The organism is Chitinophaga sp., from assembly GCF_035538455.1.
In the GTDB taxonomy this organism is placed as follows: domain Bacteria; phylum Bacteroidota; class Bacteroidia; order Chitinophagales; family Chitinophagaceae; genus Chitinophaga.
Genome location: NZ_DATLKJ010000113.1, coordinates 1 through 19,552, shown reverse-complemented (window position 1 = coordinate 19,552; position 19,552 = coordinate 1). Strand labels below are relative to the sequence as shown.

At 48.1% G+C, this 19,552-nt stretch carries 18 protein-coding genes; 12 read left to right on the top strand and 6 right to left on the bottom strand.

Features of this window, described 5'->3' with window-relative positions; all coding sequences use genetic code 11:
- Positions 1–27: 27 nt before the first annotated feature.
- From VM802_RS13940 to VM802_RS13905, 8 genes are all read left to right on the top strand, one after another.
- On the top strand, positions 28–843 hold the full coding sequence (locus tag VM802_RS13940) for a hypothetical protein (protein ID WP_325531457.1): 816 nt from the start codon (positions 28–30) through the stop codon (positions 841–843).
- Positions 844–866: 23 nt separating this feature from the next.
- Complete coding sequence (locus VM802_RS13935) at positions 867–1,718, top strand: fumarylacetoacetate hydrolase family protein (protein ID WP_325531455.1); 852 nt, start codon at positions 867–869, stop codon at positions 1,716–1,718.
- A 5-nt stretch (positions 1,719–1,723) separates the two neighbouring features.
- Complete coding sequence (locus VM802_RS13930; RefSeq protein WP_325531453.1) at positions 1,724–2,053, top strand: L-rhamnose mutarotase; 330 nt, start codon at positions 1,724–1,726, stop codon at positions 2,051–2,053.
- Between the two features lie 172 nt (positions 2,054–2,225).
- Positions 2,226–3,053 carry an amidohydrolase family protein gene (locus VM802_RS13925; RefSeq protein WP_325531451.1) on the top strand — a complete coding sequence of 276 codons (828 nt, stop codon included), beginning with the start codon at positions 2,226–2,228 and terminating at the stop codon, positions 3,051–3,053.
- Between the two features lie 15 nt (positions 3,054–3,068).
- Positions 3,069–3,851: an L-fucose dehydrogenase gene (locus VM802_RS13920; RefSeq protein ID WP_325531449.1), complete on the top strand. Its 783-nt coding sequence runs from the start codon at positions 3,069–3,071 to the stop codon at positions 3,849–3,851.
- Positions 3,852–3,905: 54 nt separating this feature from the next.
- Positions 3,906–5,162, top strand: a complete 1,257-nt coding sequence (locus VM802_RS13915) for a sugar MFS transporter (protein ID WP_325531447.1) — start codon at positions 3,906–3,908, stop codon at positions 5,160–5,162.
- A gap of 136 nt (positions 5,163–5,298) precedes the next feature.
- Positions 5,299–6,030 (top strand): MbnP family protein, encoded by a 732-nt coding sequence (locus tag VM802_RS13910; RefSeq protein ID WP_325531445.1) that lies wholly within the window; start codon positions 5,299–5,301, stop codon positions 6,028–6,030.
- Positions 6,031–6,039: 9 nt separating this feature from the next.
- Complete coding sequence (locus tag VM802_RS13905; protein WP_325531443.1) at positions 6,040–7,101, top strand: cytochrome-c peroxidase; 1,062 nt, start codon at positions 6,040–6,042, stop codon at positions 7,099–7,101.
- A gap of 147 nt (positions 7,102–7,248) precedes the next feature.
- Here VM802_RS13905 and VM802_RS13900 read toward each other — a convergent pair whose 3' ends face one another.
- The 4 genes from VM802_RS13900 to VM802_RS13885 all read right to left on the bottom strand — a co-directional run bounded on the left by VM802_RS13900 (position 7,249) and on the right by VM802_RS13885 (position 14,716).
- Entirely contained in the window at positions 7,249–7,818 is a 570-nt protein-coding gene (locus VM802_RS13900; RefSeq protein WP_325531441.1) for a DNA-3-methyladenine glycosylase I, read from the bottom strand.
- On the bottom strand, positions 7,779–10,007 hold the full coding sequence (locus tag VM802_RS13895) for a DUF4954 family protein (protein WP_325531439.1): 2,229 nt from the start codon (positions 10,005–10,007) through the stop codon (positions 7,779–7,781). The genes VM802_RS13900 and VM802_RS13895 overlap by 40 nt, the downstream gene beginning before the upstream one ends.
- A gap of 112 nt (positions 10,008–10,119) precedes the next feature.
- Entirely contained in the window at positions 10,120–11,955 is a 1,836-nt protein-coding gene (glmS, locus tag VM802_RS13890) for a glutamine--fructose-6-phosphate transaminase (isomerizing) (RefSeq protein WP_325531437.1), read from the bottom strand.
- A gap of 394 nt (positions 11,956–12,349) precedes the next feature.
- Positions 12,350–14,716 carry a S9 family peptidase gene (locus VM802_RS13885; protein WP_325531435.1) on the bottom strand — a complete coding sequence of 789 codons (2,367 nt, stop codon included), beginning with the start codon at positions 14,714–14,716 and terminating at the stop codon, positions 12,350–12,352.
- Between the two features lie 101 nt (positions 14,717–14,817).
- On the opposite strand from VM802_RS13885, the gene VM802_RS13880 reads away from it, so the two are divergent.
- Positions 14,818–15,354 carry a histidine phosphatase family protein gene (locus VM802_RS13880; RefSeq protein WP_325531434.1) on the top strand — a complete coding sequence of 179 codons (537 nt, stop codon included), beginning with the start codon at positions 14,818–14,820 and terminating at the stop codon, positions 15,352–15,354.
- Between the two features lie 82 nt (positions 15,355–15,436).
- Here VM802_RS13880 and mgtE read toward each other — a convergent pair whose 3' ends face one another.
- Together mgtE and VM802_RS13870 are read right to left on the bottom strand one after the other, a co-directional pair.
- Positions 15,437–16,813, bottom strand: coding sequence for a magnesium transporter (mgtE, locus tag VM802_RS13875; RefSeq protein ID WP_325531432.1), 1,377 nt, complete (start codon positions 16,811–16,813; stop codon positions 15,437–15,439).
- A gap of 67 nt (positions 16,814–16,880) precedes the next feature.
- Complete coding sequence (locus tag VM802_RS13870) at positions 16,881–17,756, bottom strand: bestrophin family protein (protein ID WP_325531430.1); 876 nt, start codon at positions 17,754–17,756, stop codon at positions 16,881–16,883.
- A gap of 126 nt (positions 17,757–17,882) precedes the next feature.
- Here VM802_RS13870 and VM802_RS13865 point away from each other — a divergent pair, with 126 nt between their 5' ends.
- From VM802_RS13865 to VM802_RS13855, 3 genes are all read left to right on the top strand, one after another.
- On the top strand, positions 17,883–18,284 hold the full coding sequence (locus VM802_RS13865; protein ID WP_325531428.1) for an SET domain-containing protein: 402 nt from the start codon (positions 17,883–17,885) through the stop codon (positions 18,282–18,284).
- 202 nt (positions 18,285–18,486) lie between these two features.
- Positions 18,487–19,020, top strand: a complete 534-nt coding sequence (locus VM802_RS13860) for a MarR family winged helix-turn-helix transcriptional regulator (RefSeq protein WP_325531426.1) — start codon at positions 18,487–18,489, stop codon at positions 19,018–19,020.
- Positions 19,021–19,045: 25 nt separating this feature from the next.
- A partial coding sequence (locus tag VM802_RS13855) for an aromatic amino acid lyase (protein ID WP_325531424.1) occupies positions 19,046–19,552 on the top strand: 507 nt, incomplete at its 3' end.

Sequence of the window (19,552 nt, the reverse complement as noted above, 5' to 3'; positions counted from 1 at the left end):
TCAGGACTAAAAGCTAATGCCTTAAAAATGAATGAAAGTATTTATCTTTCGACTATTCATTCATCTTTACTAGTACTTACTATCATGCAACATTTTCGCGTATGGCTTATCCTGGCAGTATTCGGACTGGCTGCCTGCAATTCAGGTAACAGCGCTGCCGACAAAACTGCGGACCAAAGCAAAACGGAAGAGCTGAAACCCGCTACACCAGCAGGCTCTGTGTCAGTCTCCATTTCCAAAAAGGATAAGGATACTTCAGAGATCACCATTAATTTTCAGATAAAAGATCTGAAAAAGGAAAAATCATTCGAACAGGCTATTCTGAAAGATGCTGCAGATGCCGACCTGTACCGTGTTCTGTGGGATGAGCCCAACAGTGCCTACATTGGCGTGTTGAAGCCTAACCACACTGTAAGGTATTACCATGCCAGCCAGGAAGCCAGCGGAGATCTCAAGATTCTCTGGGCTACTTCGCCGCCGGAGCGTATCTGGAAGTACATGGAAAACACCATGGGATTAGGCAAGGTATCTTCTGCAGGCAAGCCTGTAAACAAGTACAGCAAAGGTATCCAGTCAGGCAAGATTCTGGCGGACTTCATTGCGGAAATCAGGCCGAATGCAGCAGCAGACAGCGTAGAGCTTTATGTGGAATTTGGGGGTGTCCGTAAAAGTATGTTCATGCCGGTTCCTAAAGGATATGCACCTACTATCCAGCAGACAGCACAGGATGATCATGTGTTCTTCTCCCTTATCAAGGATGGCAAAGCGGAGCCTTTCATTGATATGAAAGTAGAGAACGGAAGATTGCAGGTGCATACGCTGAAAGAGATCAAAAAAGATTAAAGAACACTATTAAAAATAATTAAATGAAACTGATCAGGTTTGGTTTACCGGGAGAAGAAAAGCCGGGTGTGGTTACTGCCAATGGGATGTTTGATGTGAGCGCCTTCGGCGAAGATTACGGAGAGAAATTTTTTGAGACCAATGGCCTGGAACGCCTCTCCCGGTGGTGGGCGCAGAACGGTGCACAATGCCCGCAGGTACCTGTCGGTGTGCGACTGGGAGCACCACTGCAACGTCCTTCAAAGATCATCTGCATTGGCCTTAATTATGCAGATCATGCCCGCGAAACCGGTGCGCAGATCCCTGCTGAACCGATCGTATTTTTCAAAAGCACTTCTGCTCTGGCAGGGCCCAATGATAACCTGGTTATTCCCCGCAACAGTGAAAAAACAGACTGGGAAGTGGAGCTTGCCGTGGTGATTGGTAAGAAGGCCAGCTATGTGGAAGAAAAAGACGCGCTGGACTACGTGGCCGGTTACTGCCTGCACAACGACTACAGCGAAAGAGCCTTCCAGATAGAAAGAGGCGGACAATGGGTGAAAGGCAAAAGCTGCGACACCTTTGCCCCGCTTGGTCCCTGGATTGCTACTAAAGATGAGATCAGCAACATAGACAACCTTCGGCTGTGGCTTACTGTTAATGGCAAAACCATGCAGGACGGCAACACCTCCAACTTCATTTTCCGTGTGCCTTTCCTGGTATCTTACCTCAGTCAGTTTATGACCCTGCTCCCGGGCGACGTAATTTCTACAGGTACGCCTGCCGGTGTGGGCCTTGGCATGAACCCGCAGGTATATATCAAAGAAGGCGACGTGATTGAGCTGGGCATCGATGGCCTCGGTACTTCCAAACAAACAGCAGTAGCTTATAAATAATCATTATGAAGAGATATTGCCTGGCACTGGACCTCGTGGACGATCCGCAGCTGATAAGCGAATATGAAGCTTATCATCGCGATGTATGGCCTGAGATAAAGAAAAGCATCACAGACGGCGGCATTACCGGCATGGAAATATATCGCGCCGGCAACCGCTTGTTTATGATCATGGAAGTGAACGACACCTTCTCTTTTGAGCGCAAAGGCGCTATGGATGCCACCAATCCTAAAGTACAGGAATGGGAGCAGCTGATGTGGAAATACCAGCAGGCATTGCCCGTAGCCAAACCAGGAGAGAAGTGGATCATTATGGATAAAATATTCGCATTGTAAAGTGGGATTTTGGTATTTATTGATTTTGGTATTTAGGAATTTTTGAATGCAGCAGAGATTTTTTTGATATAATTATTTTAAACAACAATTATTAATCTCCGCTGCATTCAAAAAATCCTAAATACCAAAAATCCTAAATACCAAAATCCCACATATAAACAACCACCAGGTTATGATAATTGATTCCCATCAGCATTTCTGGAAATACGATCCCGTGCGCGATGCATGGATAGATGATACCATGCAGGTGATACAGGGCGACTTCTTCCCGGAACACCTGGAGCCTGTACTGAAGGCCAATGGAGTGGATGGATGTGTGGCCGTGCAGGCGGATCAGTCGCCGGCGGAAACAGCCTTTCTGCTCTCACTGGCGGACAAGTACGATTTCATTAAAGGCGTGGTGGGATGGGTAGATCTTCGTGCCGACGATATAGAAGCGCAGTTGTTGGCCTATGCGGGTACTTCCAGGCTGAAAGGGTTCAGACATATTGTGCAAGGCGAACGCGATGAGCGTTTCCTGTTGGGTGAAGCCTTCTGCCGCGGTATCGGGGCATTGGCGAAACATGGCTTCACCTACGATCTTCTTGTATTTCCGAAACAGTTAGACGCCACGGTAACATTTGTAAAACAGTTCCCGGAACAACGGCTGGTGGTAGATCACCTGGCCAAGCCGTATTTCAAAACAGGAGATATTGACGAATGGGCTGCGCAGATGCGTAGTATCGCTCAATCTCCGAATGTGTACTGCAAGTTGAGCGGACTGGTTACAGAGGCCGACTGGCAGCACTGGGAGCCGGCGCACTTCATACCTTACCTGGATGTAGCACTGGAAGCATTTGGCGCCAACAGGCTGATGTTCGGTTCAGACTGGCCGGTATGCCTGCTCGCAGCGGAATACCAGGAAGTAAAGCATCTCGTAACGGATTACATCAGCAGATTATCGGCTGCAGAGCAGCAACAAATTATGGGTGGCAATGCCATCGCATTCTATCAATTGTAAAAATTAAAATACCATATGGATTTAGGATTACAGGGAAAAGTGATTATTGTTACCGGCGGTGCTAAAGGTATAGGCGGAGCCATTTCCAAACTGATAGCAGCAGAAGGCGGTATTGTGGTGATTGCAGGAAGAAGCCAGGCCGATAATGAGAAGGCTGTTAGTGAAATTGAAGCTACCGGCGGAAAAGCGCTGGCGATAACAGCTGAGCTGGGAAATGTGGAAGACTGTAAGAAAGTGATAACAGCCACCGTGGAGAAATATGGTAAGATAGACGGGCTGGTGAACAATGCAGGTGCTAATGACGGCGTGGGCCTCGAAAGCGGCAACCCGGAGAAATTTATGCAATCGCTGCAGCATAACCTGTCGCACTACTACAACCTGGCGCATTATGCGCTGCCTCACCTGAAGGCCACCAAAGGCAATATTGTGAACATCGGTTCTAAAGTAGCTACTACCGGACAGGGTAATACTTCCGGCTATGCAGCCTCCAAAGGCGCTATCAATGCGCTCACCAGGGAATGGGCTGTGGAGCTGCTGCCGTATTCCGTTCGCGTGAATACGGTGATCCCCGCTGAAGTGTGGACGCCGCTGTACGAAACATGGATCAACACCCTGCCCAATCCGCAGGAGAAACTGGCGTCGATCACATCAAAGATTCCATTCGAAAAAAGGATGACTACATCTGAGGAAATAGCTAATACTACTGTATTCCTGTTGTCTTCAAGGTCTTCACATACAACCGGACAAATTTTATTCGTTGACGGAGGCTACACACACCTCGACAGATCCATTAGTTAGGAATTGCCTGTACACTGATACGTTTTATTCATTTGAAAAATTAAAATCCTCGTTATGGCCGGAGGCGCAGTAAGCAATTCTACCTATGCCAGCACCAAAGCAGATAACAGCTCTGGCAGTTACCTGTTTCCGTTTATCCTGGTAACCAGTCTTTTCTTTTTATGGGGCCTTGCCTATGGGCTGCTGGATGTACTGAACAAACATTTCCAGGTTGTACTGAACATTACACCCAAGCGTTCCACTTTATTACAGGGGGCTTATTTCGGGGCATATTTCATCATGGCACTACCGGCGGGGATGTTCATGAAAAAGTTTGGATACAAGAAAGGGATCATCCTGGGGCTGCTATTGTATGCAGCGGGCGCATTCCTTTTCTATCCGTCAGCACGCGCGCTGAGTTTTGATTTCTTCCTGGTATCGCTGTTCATACTTGCATGTGGGCTGGCTTGTCTGGAAACCGCAGCCAATCCGTATGTAACGGTATTGGGTGCGCGGGAAACATCTGAGCAGCGTCTCAACTTGTCGCAATGTTTCAACGGGCTTGGTTCATTCCTCGGTCCTGTGATTGGTGGTGCTCTCTTCTTCGGACAGGGCAGCGAAGATCTGTCGTCGGTGCAGGTTACCTACCTTGTTATTGGTTGTGTGGTACTGTTGATAGCGGCATTCTTCTATAAAACGAAACTACCGGAGATACAGGAAGCGGAAGAAGTAATCGCAGATGAAACAGATCTGCTGGGAAGCATCACGATAAAAGAAGACAAGCCGCTGTTTGCACACAGGCACTTTGTGCTGGGCGTGGTAGCGCAGTTCTTTTATGTGGCCGCACAAGTAGGTGTGGGCGCGTTGTTCATCAACTATGTAACGGAATACTGGCAAGGTACTTCCAATGCAAAGGCCGCTTATCTCTTGTCTGCGGCAATGGTGTTGTTCCTTGTGGGCCGTTTTGTGGGCACTGCGCTGATGCGCACGATAGCGCCCAATAAGCTGCTGGCTGTTTATGCACTGATCAATGTGGTGCTGTGTGCCTTTGTGATGATGGGTAGTGGCGCGCCGTCCGTATATGCGCTGATAGCGGTTTTCTTTTTTATGTCGATCATGTTTCCGACCATTTTTGCACTGGGTGTGAAAGGGTTGGGTAAGCATACCAAAGAAGGAGCTTCGTTCCAGATTATGTCTATAGTGGGTGGCGCCTGTGTGCCCTACCTGATGGGTGTTCTGACAGAATGGAAATCCGTTGCCGCCGCCTACAGCATTCCGCTGTTCTGTTTCATGATCGTATTCTATTACGGCTGGAAAGGCTATCGCAGGTGATTTTTTTATTCAGATATGTAGTTATTTAGCTATTTTTAAATGCAGCGGAGACTCATGTAATGTTAAACAACAAATATCAATCTCCGCCACATTTGAAAATAGCTAAATAACTACATCTCTGAATAAAAAAATCCTTTTGTGTTGCCTGCTGATGTGTTGCAGCAGCCTGCTGCCAGCTACAGCGGGAGATCCGCCGCATACTGCTCTCCGGTTATCGGTCAGGCACCTTGTGGACGGTAAGCCGCTGGTACGCCGGGATTCCGTGTATACCAATGCTTCCGGCGAAACATTTACGATTACACGTTTCCGTTATTATCTCAGTAATTTCTCCCTTCTCACAACTGACGGCAAAGAGCTCCGGTTACCACCCAACTACTTCCTGGTAGATGATTCCATTCCGTCTTCCAAAGAAATCGTTCTCAATAATATCCCGGCAGGTAATTACAGCGGGATACGTTTCCTGATAGGCGTAGACAGTATCCGCAACGCCAGCGGTGTACAGGCAGGCGTGCTGGCGCCTGAGAACGGGCTTTTCTGGACCTGGAACAGTGGTTATATCATGGCGCAGCTGGAAGGCGTGTCTCCGGCTGTAAAAGCGCCTTCGCATCAGTTTCTCTTTCACATCGGCGGATACCGGAAGCCTTACAGTGTATTGCAGCCGCTCACACTTTCATTTCCGAAGCCATTGGTTGTTGCCGCAGGGAAGGAATCACAGATAAAAGTTGTAGCGGATGCGGGTAAGTGGTTTCATGCAGCTGGCAACGTTAGTTTCCAGGATGTGGCGGTTATCATGGCGCCCGGCCCGAATGCCCTGAAGATTGCAGCCAATTATTTTCATATGTTTGAGGTGGAAGAGATCGTCCGATAAAACCCGTTCATGAACCGCAAAGCATGGTATATAGCCAGTGCTTTCTGTCTGCTGCTATTGCTTGTGCAGGCGGGAAGAAAGGAGAGCAGGGGCTATAGCGCCCATGCTGCCCCCGATCCTTACGTATTGCAGCTTCCGCCGGGTTTTCCACCGCCCGTATACAACTTCTCACAAAATCCGCTTACGAAACAGGGGGTTGCACTGGGGCGGTTTATGTTTTACGATTACCGCCTTTCCAGAGACAGCACGGTTTCCTGTGGCTTCTGCCATCAGCAGTTTGCGGCCTTTGGTCATTTTGATCATGCGCTTAGTCATGGTGTAGGCGGACAACAAGGAATCCGCTCCGTGCCCGTTATCTTTAACATGATCTGGCAAAAGGAGTTTATGTGGGACGGTGGTGTGAATAACCTGGAGATGCAGCCATTGACACCGCTTACCGATCATGCTGAGATGGCGGTGGATTTGCGTGAGCTGCTAAAAAAAACGCAGCGCGATGCGCGCTACCGTAAGATGTTCAAGGAGGCTTTCGGTTCTGAAGAAGTGACCAGTGAACGGATGTTTAAAGCCATCACGCAGTTTGTTGCGACAATGATCTCTGCCGGCTCTAAGTATGATAGTGTGATGAGGAAGATCCCAGGCGTATATTTTTCTGCAGAGGAATCGGCCGGTTATACCATCTTTCAGCAGAAATGCGCATCCTGCCATAAAGAACCACTTTTTACGGACCTGAGCTATCGCGGTAACGGACTGCCTTACTTTGCCCCGCTGAATGATGCTGGCCGTATGAGGATCACCAGCGATAGCACAGACTACCTGAAGTTCAAAGTGCCTACTTTACGTAATATTCTCAAGAGTGCGCCTTATATGCATGATGGCCGCTTCTTTGATATTTTCCAGGTGTTTGCATTTTACGATCATGGGGTGGAACCATTACCAGGAACTGATCCACAGGTGAAGAAAGGAATTCCTTTATCGGCAACGGAACAACGGCAACTATATCATTTTCTGAATACGCTCACAGATTATTCGCTGATAAAGAATGAAGAACTGAGCGAGGTGATCATTGAGTAACTGTCTGAACTGTGATTTATGTGATACTGTTGATTTTCCTGATGAGCGAAGATTGTAGAGATGATTGATCTTTTATAAAAAGCTTCTTCCTGTACTTCGCTCATCAGGAAAATCAACAGTATCACACAAATCACAGTTCAGACAATATTACTTTTTCCGTTTCCAGCAATCGGTAATATGATCATTTACCATGCCGGTAGCCTGCATATAGGCGTAACAGATAGTAGAGCCTACGAACTTGAATCCGCGTTTCAGGAGATCCTTGCTCATGGCGTCTGATATGGCTGTTTTGGCCGGTACTTCCGACATGCTTTTGAAGTGATTGATGAGTGGTTTATGTTGTACGAACGACCAGATATATTTGTCGAATGTGCCGAACTCTTTCTGTACGGAGAGGAAGGCTTTTGCGTTGGTGATGGTGGCATTGATCTTCAGGCGGTTTCTGATGATACCTTCATTTTGCATGAGCGCTTCCACTTTCTTTTCATCGTATCTGGCTATCTTCTTCGCATCCCAGTTATCAAATGCCTTGCGGTAATTTTCTCTTTTGGTGAGCACCGTATACCAGCTGAGGCCAGCCTGTGCGCCTTCGAGGTTGAGCATTTCAAAGAGATGGCGGTCATCATGATTGGGAGTGCCCCATTCATGATCATGATAGTCCATGTACAATTTGTCCTTTAAACTCCAGCCACACCTGTTTTTTTCTTTAGTTTCCATCCGTCATTGATTTGTTTTACACTGGCCTTGTATGCCGCCAGATCGCTGACCGTTTGTGTGATGAAGCTGTTATCTTCGAGGCTGCCTACTACCAGGTTCATTTCCTTTTCATTTTCATATGCCAGTTGGCGGAAAGGATTCTTGTAGTCTTTTTCGCGGGAGCGGCGGATATTTTCCGTGATCCACTCCATAGTGCGGATGCTGTCGTCCATCCAGCCGGAGAGTAGTTCGGGAGTGAGATCCATTGGGGACACTTCCTTTATTTCCAGGAGGCTGGCAATAGCATGACGCAGTTTGTCGGCAGGATATGCATGGCCAGTTTCCACGTATGCTTCGTGCAGCTGCGGCCATCCGGAGATTTTGTTTTCGCGGATGTCGGCTTTCAGCCGGGCCACGGTTTCAGCTTTCATCAATTGTCCGCCCACATTAATCCATTCGCCGCGCTGTGCATGTTGTGCGACGTTTTGCAATGTGGCGTAGTCTGCGATGTTGGCATCAAGTATGTTCTTAATGCCATACAATATAATCAATTCCCGGAATAATGGCCAGGCTTTATGGACTTTCAGTAGTTGCACTTCGCGGGAGCTGTTTTCCATTCCGCTGGCGAGTATGGTGAGCTTAGCCACTTCTTCCGGATGGTTGAGCAGGAGTTCCCTGCCTTTGTTACGTATATCCTTTTCCGTTAGTTCTTTTCCGTTAACAATGCCGGGCACTGCGTACCAGGCTTTACCCACAGCGGTTTCCATGATGGCGAGTGCAGTAGTCATTTCTTCCACAGAATCCGGTGCGAGGTAATCGTATTCGATCAGTTGTGTTTTATCGGTGCGTTTATCTCTGTCAACATACTTCCAGGAGTTGCGTGCAATGGCGTACATGTTGTGCATGAACCAGTATCCTGGCATCACTTTCAGGCGGTTATCGTGTTCATCATTGAGTACGAGGCTGAAAGGGATATTGATATTCAGTTCGGACATGTAGTTGCCTTTGGAGATAAGCGTGAAGGAGGCAAATTTTGAGTTGTGTTTGAGGCTTACGCAGAGGCCGGGCCAGAACCCTCTGCCGGCGATGATTTCGCCATCGGCGCCGCGGGAGTTGTGGTTAGATCCGATGGTGGCGCCGGCGGCCATGTTGCTTTGTCCCATGACGAGCGCTGCGCAGAGGAATGAGTTGTTGTGGTGCTGTTCATGCGCCGGGAATATCAATGAGTTCAATACTTCGCAGCAGGAGATAGTGGCGTTGTTACCGAGGTATGAGTTGATCAGCCTGGCGCCATATTTCAGCTGTGAGTGTGAAGCCATTACAAAACGCACGGCTTTTACACCGTAGAATACGCGGCAGCCGTATCCGATGATGCCATTCACCAGTTCGCATCCTTCACCGATCTGGGAGGCGGCGTTGCCGTTGCTGTTGATGGTGAGGTTCTTTAATTTATTGGCGCCTTTCAGGTAGGCATCCGTACCAATGGTTACATCTTTGATGATCTTACAATTCTTGATCACGGTGCGATCGCCTACCATGCCGTAGTAGCCGCGTCTTTTGTCGAATTGTTTTTCTGTGAATGCTTTGAACTGATCCTGCAGTTTTTCATCATCGCGGTAGCGAGTCCAGAGATAGGCATCTCCGGGAAGCATGCCGTCAAAGGGGAGTACACTTCTGCCGCCGTTTTCGTTGCAGAGTTCCAGTCTGATTCTGCCGCTTTCGGATTCGGCTTCTTTCAGAATACCGTTGCCGAATTTGGCATAGTCGGTGGTGGCCATTTCGTTGACGTTGGCGACTATCACTTCATTGCCGAGGATGTAGTGGGAGAGGTAGTTGACGTTATGTACCACTACGTTATCGCCGAAATCGCAGGCGCAGATGGTGCTGTTATAGAGCCCTACGGGCAGGCGCAGGTTATGGAATTCGAGGTAATATGGTTCGAGCTTGCCGATGCGCACCATGCCGTAGAAATGACAGTGCTGCACCAGTTGCGGGTTGAATTCATGTGAAACGAAGATATTGTTCCAGTCATCTGAAGTATTGTCGTTACGTACCAGTGCTTCTACTTCGTGCGCCTGTAATCTTCTGTACTGGTCGTGTTTGTTCCACTGCTCATTACGCAGGTAATATTCGTCCTTACCCTCGGGTAAGGCTTTCTCAATGAAGTTATACCCCAGTGCAGACAGGGGTCTTTTCTGTATGTTATTCATGGAAGCAGATTTGTATTTGGGGATTTTTTATGTAGTTATTTTTCTATTTGATTTTCGGATTTTCGAAAGCCAAATAGAAGAATGACTACATAAAAAAATCCTCAATAGTTATTTATTCAACTGTCACAGACTTAGCAAGGTTCCTTGGCTTATCTACGTCAAATCCTTTCAATACGCCGATATGATACGCGAGCAGCTGTAGTGGTATCACTGAAATGATGGGGGCTACCAGTTCGTCGGCAGATGGAACTACGATTACATCATCTGCCATTGGTGGAATAGTTTGGTCTCCTTCCGTTACGATTGCGATTACTTTGCCTTTGCGTGCTTTGATTTCCTGTATGTTGGACACTATTTTCTCGTAGTAGCTGTCCCTGGTTGCCACGATCACAACGGGCAGTTTGTCGTCTACCAGTGCGATGGGGCCGTGTTTCATTTCTGCTGCGGGGTATCCTTCAGCATGTATATAAGATATTTCTTTCAGTTTTAGTGCACCTTCCAGGGCTACCGGGAAGTTGTAACCACGGCCGAGGTAAAGGAAGTCGCGGGCATCTTTGTATTTGTCGGCCACTTTTTTGATTTGTTCATCGAGTTGCAGTGCGGTGGCTACTTTTTCCGGTGCTTCATCGAGTTCATCGAGGAGGTGCTGGAATCGCTGTTGTGTGATGGTGCCTTTTTCTGCGGCTATTTTCAGGCCTACGAGGCAGAGTACGGCGAGTTGTGCGGTGAAGGCTTTGGTGCTGGCTACGCCTATTTCGGGGCCTGCGTGTGTGTAGGCACCGGCGTGGGAGAGGCGTGCAATAGAAGAACCGACTACGTTGCAGACACCGAGGATGATGGCGCCTTTTTCCTTGGCGCTTTCGATGGCTACGAGGGTATCCGCTGTTTCGCCGGATTGAGAGATTGCGATGATGACATCGCCGGGGCCTACTACCGGGTTGCGGTAACGGAATTCTGATGCGTATTCCACTTCCACTGGTATGCGGCACAATTCTTCAATCATGTATTCGGCTACGAGGCCTGCATGCCAGGAGGTGCCGCAGGCGACAATGATGATGCGGTTGGCATTCTTGAGTAGATCTGCATACTCACGGATACCGCCAAGGGTGAGGGTCCCGCTTTTAGCATCGAGACGGCCGCGGAGGCTGTCCTGGATGGTTTGCGGCTGTTCGAATATCTCTTTCAACATAAAGTGATCGTAACCGCCTTTCTCGATGGCAGCCAGTTCGATGTCGAGCTTCTGGATGTAAGGCGTTTGTCTTTCGTTGGAGATATTTTTCAGTATCAGTTCATCTGCTTTGATGATGGCGATCTCATAGTCATTTACATACACTACTTCTTTGGTGTATTCTACGATAGGAGAGGCATCGGAAGCGAGGAAGTGTTCACCCTTTCCTACACCGATTACGAGCGGGCTGCCTTTGCGTGCTGCGATGAGTGTATCTGGATTTTCTTCATCGATGAGTACGATCACATAGGCGCCGACCACACGTTTGAGTGCAATACGGAGTGCTTCTTCGAGCGGGCATTGGTTGCTGCGTTTGATCTCTTCAATGAAATGCAGCAGGACTTCGGTGTCGGTATCACTTTGAAAGATGTGTCCTTTGTTAATGAGTTCCTGTTTCAGTTGTACATAGTTCTCGATGATACCATTGTGTACCATTGATAATTTACCGTCACCAGATACGTGGGGGTGAGCATTACGGTCGCATGGTTCTCCGTGTGTGGCCCAGCGTGTGTGGCCGATGGCGATACGGCTGCGCATATCTTCGCTGGCAACATGTTCTTCCAGTGCGGCCACTTTGTCTTTTTTCTTGTAAACCCGTAGTCCGCCGTTGATAATGGCTACGCCTGCACTGTCGTAACCGCGGTATTCCAGTCTTTTAAGGCCTTTCAATACTACCGGGTAGGCTTCTCTCTGCCCGATATAAGCTACAATTCCACACATTTGCTAATAAGGTTTTGGTTAGGTTTATATTGCAATATCGCATAAAATGATAAAATCGCACCAGTAAGTGCGAAAAAACGTTCAATATGTAGTTAAGATATGGTTATATATCAACGTGCATTCAAACTTAAATGAAAAAAGGGAATACGGTGGTAAACTTTGTGAAAATTAAGATTACTTAACATTCACATCATTTATTCACTGTATTCCCTTTTCTATTTTTTTATTTGGTTATTTAGGCATTTTGTTATTTGATTTTGAAAATTGGAGATTTTCAAATGTAGCAATTTTACATGCAGCGGAGATTGCGGTTTGTTGTAATTATTTATTTAAACAATAAATATCAGCCTTCGCTGCATGTAAAATTCCGAAATCAAATACCTAAATACCTAAATCACAATAGCGTGCGCTCAAAAAGCAAAAGTATTCGTTTATACTCATCTGTCCAACTGCTAGGTGTTGTGAAACCGTGATCTTCTACGGGGAACACAGCCAGCTCCCAGTTATTTTTTCCTAACTCTATCAATCGTTGTGACAAACGCACGATGTCCTGGAAATGCACATTGACGTCTACCATGCCGTGGCACATGAGCAGGTGGCCTTTCAGTCCTTCCGCGAAATAGATGGGGGAGGAGCGGCGATAGGCTATGCTGTCTGTGAACGGCTCATTCAGTATATTACTGGTATAACCGTGATTATAGTGCGCCCAGTCTGTAACAGAGCGTAATGCTGCACCGGATGCAAATACGTCAGGAGTGGTGAACATGGCCATCAGTGTCATGAAGCCACCATAACTGCCGCCATAGATACCGATGCGACGGGCATCCACCTGCAATTTGTCTGCCAGATATTTTGCGCCGTCCACTTCATCGTCCAAATCCTTGCCGCCCATGTGCCTGTAGATGCCTGTGCGCCAGTTGCGGCCATAGCCTGCGCTGCCGCGGTAGTCTATGTCCAGCACGGTGAAGCCTTTGTCTGTAAGAAGGTTGTGGAACATATATTCACGGAAATAGCTACTCCACCATTTATGTGCATTCTGGAGGTATCCTGCGCCATGTACAAAGATCACAGCTGCCCCGTTCTTTTTAGCGGGGTCGGGTTGGTACAGCCGTGCATATACGGGTTGGTTGTCTCTGGCGGTGAAGGTGATTACTTCCGGATCGCGCCAGGGGTAGGAACGGAACTCCTCTGACTGCGCCAGTGTGGTTACCTGCACTGGTTTGGCGCCGGGTGTGTTGGGTTGCAGATACAGTTCCCAGGGTTTGTTGGAATAAGAGTAGCGGTAGGCGATCCATTTTTCATCCGGGGAGAGGCTTACTTCATGTGCTCCCTGCATAGTGGTGAGTCTTTCTGCCTTGCCACCGTTGACGCCTATACGATAGAACTGTTTCTCCCCGGGATGTACTTCATTGGTGATGATGTAGAAGTACTTTTTATCGTTGGATAACTGTACCTGCTGTACTTCATAGTTGCCGCCGGTGAGCTGTTTGGTTTCACCGCTGCCGGTATTGGTGGTATAGAGGTGTGAATAACCACTGGCTTCCGACTGGTACCAGCAGGTGTTTTCATCTATCCAGCCCATGGCAGTGCCTCCTCCGCTCCAACCGATACCGGGACCGGCCACCCATGCTTCATCGCGCTGGCGGTTCAGTGATTTCACTTTGCCGGTGGCTGCGTCCAGCAATCCGATCCAGCGGTCTTTATTATCCTGGGAGCGGATGTCTACGATGGCATGAGTACCCTGATCAGACCAGTAGGGGCCGCTGACGATTACATCACGTGTGACAGCACTATCTTTTTTCGTATAGTCTTTAACGTAATCGGGGCGATCTTTGATTCCTGGCAGGTCGCTGGTAACGATAGGCAGTATGGTATCACGTTCCCGGTCAAACACAAAGCTTTCAAAGGCGCCTTGGGGAGAGCCTACTTTATCACGTGCGGGAATATCAGTGGTATAACCGGAGGATGTGATGAAGTCCGGTACGATGGTATTGCGGGCATCGGCGGATTTAAATAAGCGGTAGGTTACGAAGCGGCCATCGGGGCTTACTTCTGTTTCCTGCAGCCGCTTATCGCTGAGGTACAGGCTGCGCAGTGGTTTAGGTTCATGTGCTTTATTGAAGGCGGTGGCGGCATCGCTCTTAGCTTTTCTGTCGCGCACTACCTGCAGGAGTTCCTGCTGCTGTGCCTTCAGGAATTTTTCTTCTGTATTACCGCGGTCTTTGTCTGCTTTCTCTGCCGGTGGCTGGCTGCCGGTGATGAAGCTGGTGAGTTGGGTGATGAGTCCAGTGCTTCTATCCCATGCATACAGATCGCGGTTCTGTTGATACACGATCTGCTTTCCTCCGAAACTGAATACCGGTCTGGATTCTATGGCAGCTGTCTGCGTAAGGCGGGTTACTTTACCGGTTTTGATTTCCAGTAAAAATATATCGCCCTGGTAGCTATAGGTGAGGAGCGTTTTGTCGAGGTTATAGGAACCATTGCCGCGGGCTTCTATCAGGCTGCGGTCAGCGGCATTGGTCTTTGCCGGGACTTTATTACGGACATTTACATAATAAAGGGAGTCAGTTAGTTGCTTTTCAGGATTCCAGCTGAAATAGATGGTCTGGTTGTCTGTGCCCCAGAATACGTTATCGGGGGAGGTGCCTATCCATCTGGTGTCGCGCATGATCTTTTCTACCGTGAGTGGCCCTGATTGCTGGGCATATATACTGTTGGCTGATAGAAGAAAAATGGCGGGTATTACCCATTTTCTCATAGTGGTTCATTATTTTGTTGGGTGTTAAATGTAATGGTTTAATCATAAATTGCTGTATTTTTTGGATAGACGCCTGTCTTCTCATGATCAATCATTGCGCTATGCGAATTGTGCCAGCCATATTATTTTCCCTCCTGACGATAACCGCCTGCAAGCCTAAGCCGCCGGTGCGTACGCAGATACCGGTATCTGAGGATACTACTTTCCTTACGGGTATTTTCTATGTGGTGCGGCATGCAGAGCAGCATCCGGGTGGGGATTCCACCCTAACAGAAACGGGATTACAGCGGGCTGGGGAGTTGTCGCGGTTGCTGAGAGATTCCGGGATCAATAAGATTTACCTAACTCCCTTTAAGAGGAGCATCCAGACGGCGGATAGTGTAAGGATTCAGCTGCATGTGGATACGTGCTTTTATAAGGCGGATACCACGGGAGAGTCGCTGATCTATGAGATCACGCGGCATGGCGACTGGGGCAAGCATCTGCTGATAATAGGGCATTCGAATACACTGGTGCCCGTGTTGCATAGCCTGAAGGCTACACCGCATATGAAAACGGTTGGGGAGAATGAATACGGCTGGTTGTTTGTGGTGAGGAAGACGACAAAGGGGACTACTTTGAAAGAGGATTGTTATTAGAAGATTTCCCTCAAAATCACAGAGGGAGCAAAGACCGTAGAGGATATTGCTCCCTTTGTGATTTTGCGGAAAATGAAAGCAGTTATAGAAGTATACCACGCATAAGGGTGTACGCGACAGTAAAGTATATCAGCAAGCCGGTTACATCCACCAGTGTGGCTACAAACGGGGCAGAGGAGGTGGCGGGGTCCGCGCCGCATTTTTTCAGTACCAGTGGGAGCATGGAGCCTGACAGGGTTCCCCACAGTACCACGCCCACGAGCGATATACCTACAGTGGCGCCTATCAGGATGGTGTGGGCGCCGTAAGTATGGAAGAAGGTATTCCAGAGGAGGATGCGTATGAAGCCGATGATCCCCAGTACGCTGCCGAGCAGCAGGCCGGATATAATCTCACGGCGCATAACACGCCACCAGTCGGTTACAGTGATTTCACCCAGTGCCATTGCCTGGATGATAAGGGTGGAAGCCTGGGATCCGCTGTTACCACCACTGGAAATGATAAGTGGTACAAACAGGGCCAGTACAACGGCTTTCGCTATTTCGTCTTCAAAAAACCCCATAGCCGTGGCTGTTAACATCTCACCGATGAACAGCACAACCAGCCAGCCTACGCGCTTCTTTACGAGTTTCAGGAGGGGCATATCGAGATATGGCTCGTCCAGGGCTTCGGTACCACCGATCTTCTGGATATCTTCCGTATGTTCTTCGTTGGCAATCCACAGCATATCATCGATGGTTACGATGCCGAGCAGTATTCCGTTATCGTCTACAACGGGAAGGGCTACACGATTTTCCATCCGGAATACCTGTATGGCTTCTTCCTGGTCGTCGTTGGCATGCAGGGATACAAAGCGGTCATCCATCAGGGTATGTACGATTGTGTCCTGGGCAACCAGCAGGAATTCCCGGATACGGAAGTCGTCCAGCAGATGGCCTTTTTCATCAATGACATATATCACGTCGATGGTTTCACTGTCTCTTCCATGTTCCCTGATATAGTTCAGCACTTCTTTGACCGTCCATTGTTCCCGTACGGCAATGTAATCGGGTGTCATGATGCGGCCTACACTGTTTTCAGGGTAGCCAAGCAGAGAGAGGGTGATTCGTCGTTCCTCGGGGTCCAGTAGCTTTATCAGTTCCTTTACCGCTTCGCTGGGTAGTTCTTCCAGGAAGGCAGTACGGTCATCCGCCGGCAGTTCATTCATCAGTTCTGCTACTTTGGCGGGGGCCAGCTCCCTGATCAGATCCTCCTGCTGGGGAAAGTCAAGGATACGGAAAGCCGCTGCCGCTCTTCCGATCGACAGGTTACTTATGATAACGCCGACTTCTTCAGGCGTTTCATAAATCAACTCGGCTATGTCCGTAATCAGCTGGTCGTCCAGGTATACTGACAGTTCGCGGTAGTTCTTTTCCTTTGTCAGCATGCTGAATTTTTCCAGTAAAGCTTCGTTTTCCATGTACAATTGACTCTATGCGCGAAAATAAGTTAAAATAGGACGTTAACAGGACGTTACAGGATTGTTGTTATAATAATTCTCCTACATGTAGCCGGATATTGTTACAGATAGTATCCAGCGGGAGGTCATTGGCGTCTTTACCGAAGGGATCTTCGATTTCTTCAGCGATCAGCTCCAGGCTGGCCAGTACGAAGAAGATGAATACTACCATTGGTATGATCAGGTAGCCGAGGCTGAATACAAAGCCGAAGGGCATGGTCATAATATAGAAGAAGATGAACTTCTTGATGAAAACGCTGTAGGAGAAAGGAATGGGCGTGTTTTTAATCCTTTCGCAGGCGCCGCATATTTCTGTGAAGGACTGCAATTCATTGTTGAGAATAATGAGCTGATCGCCGGTAAGTTGTCCTTCCCGGAACAGTTCATTGGTTTTATTCATCAGTTGCAGTGCCAGCTGGTTGGGAACATGCCTGGAGATATCCGGGGCAAGGGGCTCGCCAGCAGTGTCTTCCATCTCTTCTGGGAGATAGGTTTTGCGGAGATGGTTTTTAAGACCGAAGGCATAATTGGGGATCATTGCCCTGAAATAGGCTCTGGCGGCCTTATTTTCGACAGGCAGCATGGATTGCAGCTTCATGGCGAGGTTGCGGCTGCTGTTCACCAGTGTTCCCCACTGGCGCCTGCCTTCCCACCACCGGTCATAGGCTGTATTGGTACGGAACACCAGCAGCAGTGATATCACGAAGCCCAGCAGCTGGTGCATCATGGATATATTTTTTAATTCGCTGGAGTCAGAGAGTTTCCATACGGAGAGCTCCAGCCAGGCTATCAGCGCGGAGTAGACAGACAGGGTAATAAACATGGGAAACAGCTTCCGTACGGTATCCGCTTTATGTATGCGGAATATAAACGTAAACCATTCCTTTGGGTTGTAATTGATCATTCGCGGTTTGGATTATTAACACAAAAAAAATATTTCCCAGGCCGCAAACCTAAATTTTTTACACATGATTTTGATAACTTCCTTCTTTAACTTTACTTTACGCCTTCTTTCATTTGAATAAGTGCTATGATAAAGCCGTACTTGTATATTGATAAGTCGAAGGGCAAGGGCAGGGGAGTCTATACTAAAGAAAGGATTCCCGCTGGTACCCGTATTGAAACCTCCCCGGTGCTGGTGCTCTCTTACGACGACACTGAAATAGTGGACAAGACAAAACTCCACAATTACATTTTCCTCTGGGGTGTCAGAGAAACCCGCTCCTGCGTGGCACTGGGCTTCTGTTCTATCTACAATCACGATTACAACCCTAATTGTGAATATGAGATGGACTTTGAGGCAGAGACCATGAGTATTATTACCCGCCGGGAAATCAAGAGGGGGGAAGAGCTCTTTATCAACTACAACGGTGAAGTTGAAGATACCTCTCCCGTGTGGTTCGATATGAAAAAGAATAAGCAATCCAAATAGGACTGTGATTAATTGTGATTTTTTTGATTTTCCTGATTTGTTGAGATGATGTTTTGATCATTATTGTTAATAAATCGGGAAAATCAAGAAAATGATAATTTATCACAGTTTGTTTTTGTAATATTGTATAAGTGCTTATATAATATTGTATAAGTGCTTATGTAATATGTGTTGATGATGGGCTGGATGTTTGTAAATCAGCATGGCATTATATCCCGTCATCAGGGAAATCAAGAAAATCATAAAAGAATCACAGTTGAGTTTTTATCAGTCATTAGGTTATCTCGTTTTCGGCAGCCGTCTGCGCAGGTTGAGTGAATACTTTCTTATGGAGGTGAACAGGGTATATGAACAAGCCGGTATTTCTTTTGATGCCAGCTGGTTCCCGGTATTTTATCTTTTATCAGAGCAGCAGCCTATGCCTATTATTGATATAGCGGAGAAGCTAGAAATATCTCATTCTGCTGTCAGCCAGATGGTCACCAATCTGAAGAAGAAAGGCTTGTTGAAGACGACGCCGTGTCCGGAGGATGGCCGCAGGCAGCTGGTAGCCTTCTCCAAAAAGGGGGAGGAGATGCTGCAGCGCATACAGCCTATATGGGATGCGATTACCGTTGCGATGAACGACCTGGTAGCCGAAAGTCCGCAGAGCAAGCAGGTGTTGGCAGCTATTGCGCAGATAGAACAGGCAGTACAGCAGCAACCTTTATCAGAACGTATTACCAGACAATTATAATCATACACCAAAACAAACCTGAGCCATGAGCGATATTTTCAAATACGGAACAGACCATCTCACGGTTGGCAAAGTGTTGGACATTGCGTCCGGCAAGACCAGAGGGGTGCTGACACCGGAAGTTGTTTCCCGCATACAGACCAGCCACGGACATGTACAGGCTATCGTTTCACAGCATACCACCGTTTACGGTATCAATACCGGTTTCGGTCCGCTGTGCGATACCAAGATCTCTGAAGAAGATACCCGTGCGCTGCAATACAACATTCTGCAGAGCCATAGTGTAGGCGTTGGCGATAGTATTCCGGAGGAGATTGCCCGTATCATGCTGATCACCAAAGTGCATGCGTTGGCACAGGGATACTCCGGCGCTGCGCTGGCTACAATGGAACGCATCATCTGGCATATTGAGAACAGGGTGACGCCACTGGTGCCTGAAAAGGGGTCTGTAGGCGCCTCCGGTGACCTTGCGCCGTTATCGCATCTCTTCCTGCCATTGATAGGACTGGGTGAAGTGTGGTACAAAGGGCAG

Excerpts from the sequence above, each read along its gene's own strand:
- VM802_RS13940 (WP_325531457.1), top strand. The coding sequence starts at position 28 with ATGAATGAAAGTATTTATCTTTCGACTATTCATTCATCTTTACTAGTA.
- VM802_RS13935 (WP_325531455.1), top strand. The coding sequence starts at position 867 with ATGAAACTGATCAGGTTTGGTTTACCGGGAGAAGAAAAGCCGGGTGTG.
- VM802_RS13930 (WP_325531453.1), top strand. The coding sequence starts at position 1,724 with ATGAAGAGATATTGCCTGGCACTGGACCTCGTGGACGATCCGCAGCTG.
- VM802_RS13925 (WP_325531451.1), top strand. The coding sequence starts at position 2,226 with ATGATAATTGATTCCCATCAGCATTTCTGGAAATACGATCCCGTGCGC.
- VM802_RS13920 (WP_325531449.1), top strand. The coding sequence starts at position 3,069 with ATGGATTTAGGATTACAGGGAAAAGTGATTATTGTTACCGGCGGTGCT.
- VM802_RS13915 (WP_325531447.1), top strand. The coding sequence starts at position 3,906 with ATGGCCGGAGGCGCAGTAAGCAATTCTACCTATGCCAGCACCAAAGCA.
- VM802_RS13905 (WP_325531443.1), top strand. The coding sequence starts at position 6,040 with ATGAACCGCAAAGCATGGTATATAGCCAGTGCTTTCTGTCTGCTGCTA.
- VM802_RS13900 (WP_325531441.1), bottom strand. The coding sequence starts at position 7,818 with ATGGAAACTAAAGAAAAAAACAGGTGTGGCTGGAGTTTAAAGGACAAA.
- VM802_RS13895 (WP_325531439.1), bottom strand. The coding sequence starts at position 10,007 with ATGAATAACATACAGAAAAGACCCCTGTCTGCACTGGGGTATAACTTC.
- glmS (WP_325531437.1), bottom strand. The coding sequence starts at position 11,955 with ATGTGTGGAATTGTAGCTTATATCGGGCAGAGAGAAGCCTACCCGGTA.
- VM802_RS13885 (WP_325531435.1), bottom strand. The coding sequence starts at position 14,716 with ATGAGAAAATGGGTAATACCCGCCATTTTTCTTCTATCAGCCAACAGT.
- VM802_RS13880 (WP_325531434.1), top strand. The coding sequence starts at position 14,818 with ATGCGAATTGTGCCAGCCATATTATTTTCCCTCCTGACGATAACCGCC.
- mgtE (WP_325531432.1), bottom strand. The coding sequence starts at position 16,813 with ATGGAAAACGAAGCTTTACTGGAAAAATTCAGCATGCTGACAAAGGAA.
- VM802_RS13870 (WP_325531430.1), bottom strand. The coding sequence starts at position 17,756 with ATGATCAATTACAACCCAAAGGAATGGTTTACGTTTATATTCCGCATA.
- VM802_RS13865 (WP_325531428.1), top strand. The coding sequence starts at position 17,883 with ATGATAAAGCCGTACTTGTATATTGATAAGTCGAAGGGCAAGGGCAGG.
- VM802_RS13860 (WP_325531426.1), top strand. The coding sequence starts at position 18,487 with ATGGCATTATATCCCGTCATCAGGGAAATCAAGAAAATCATAAAAGAA.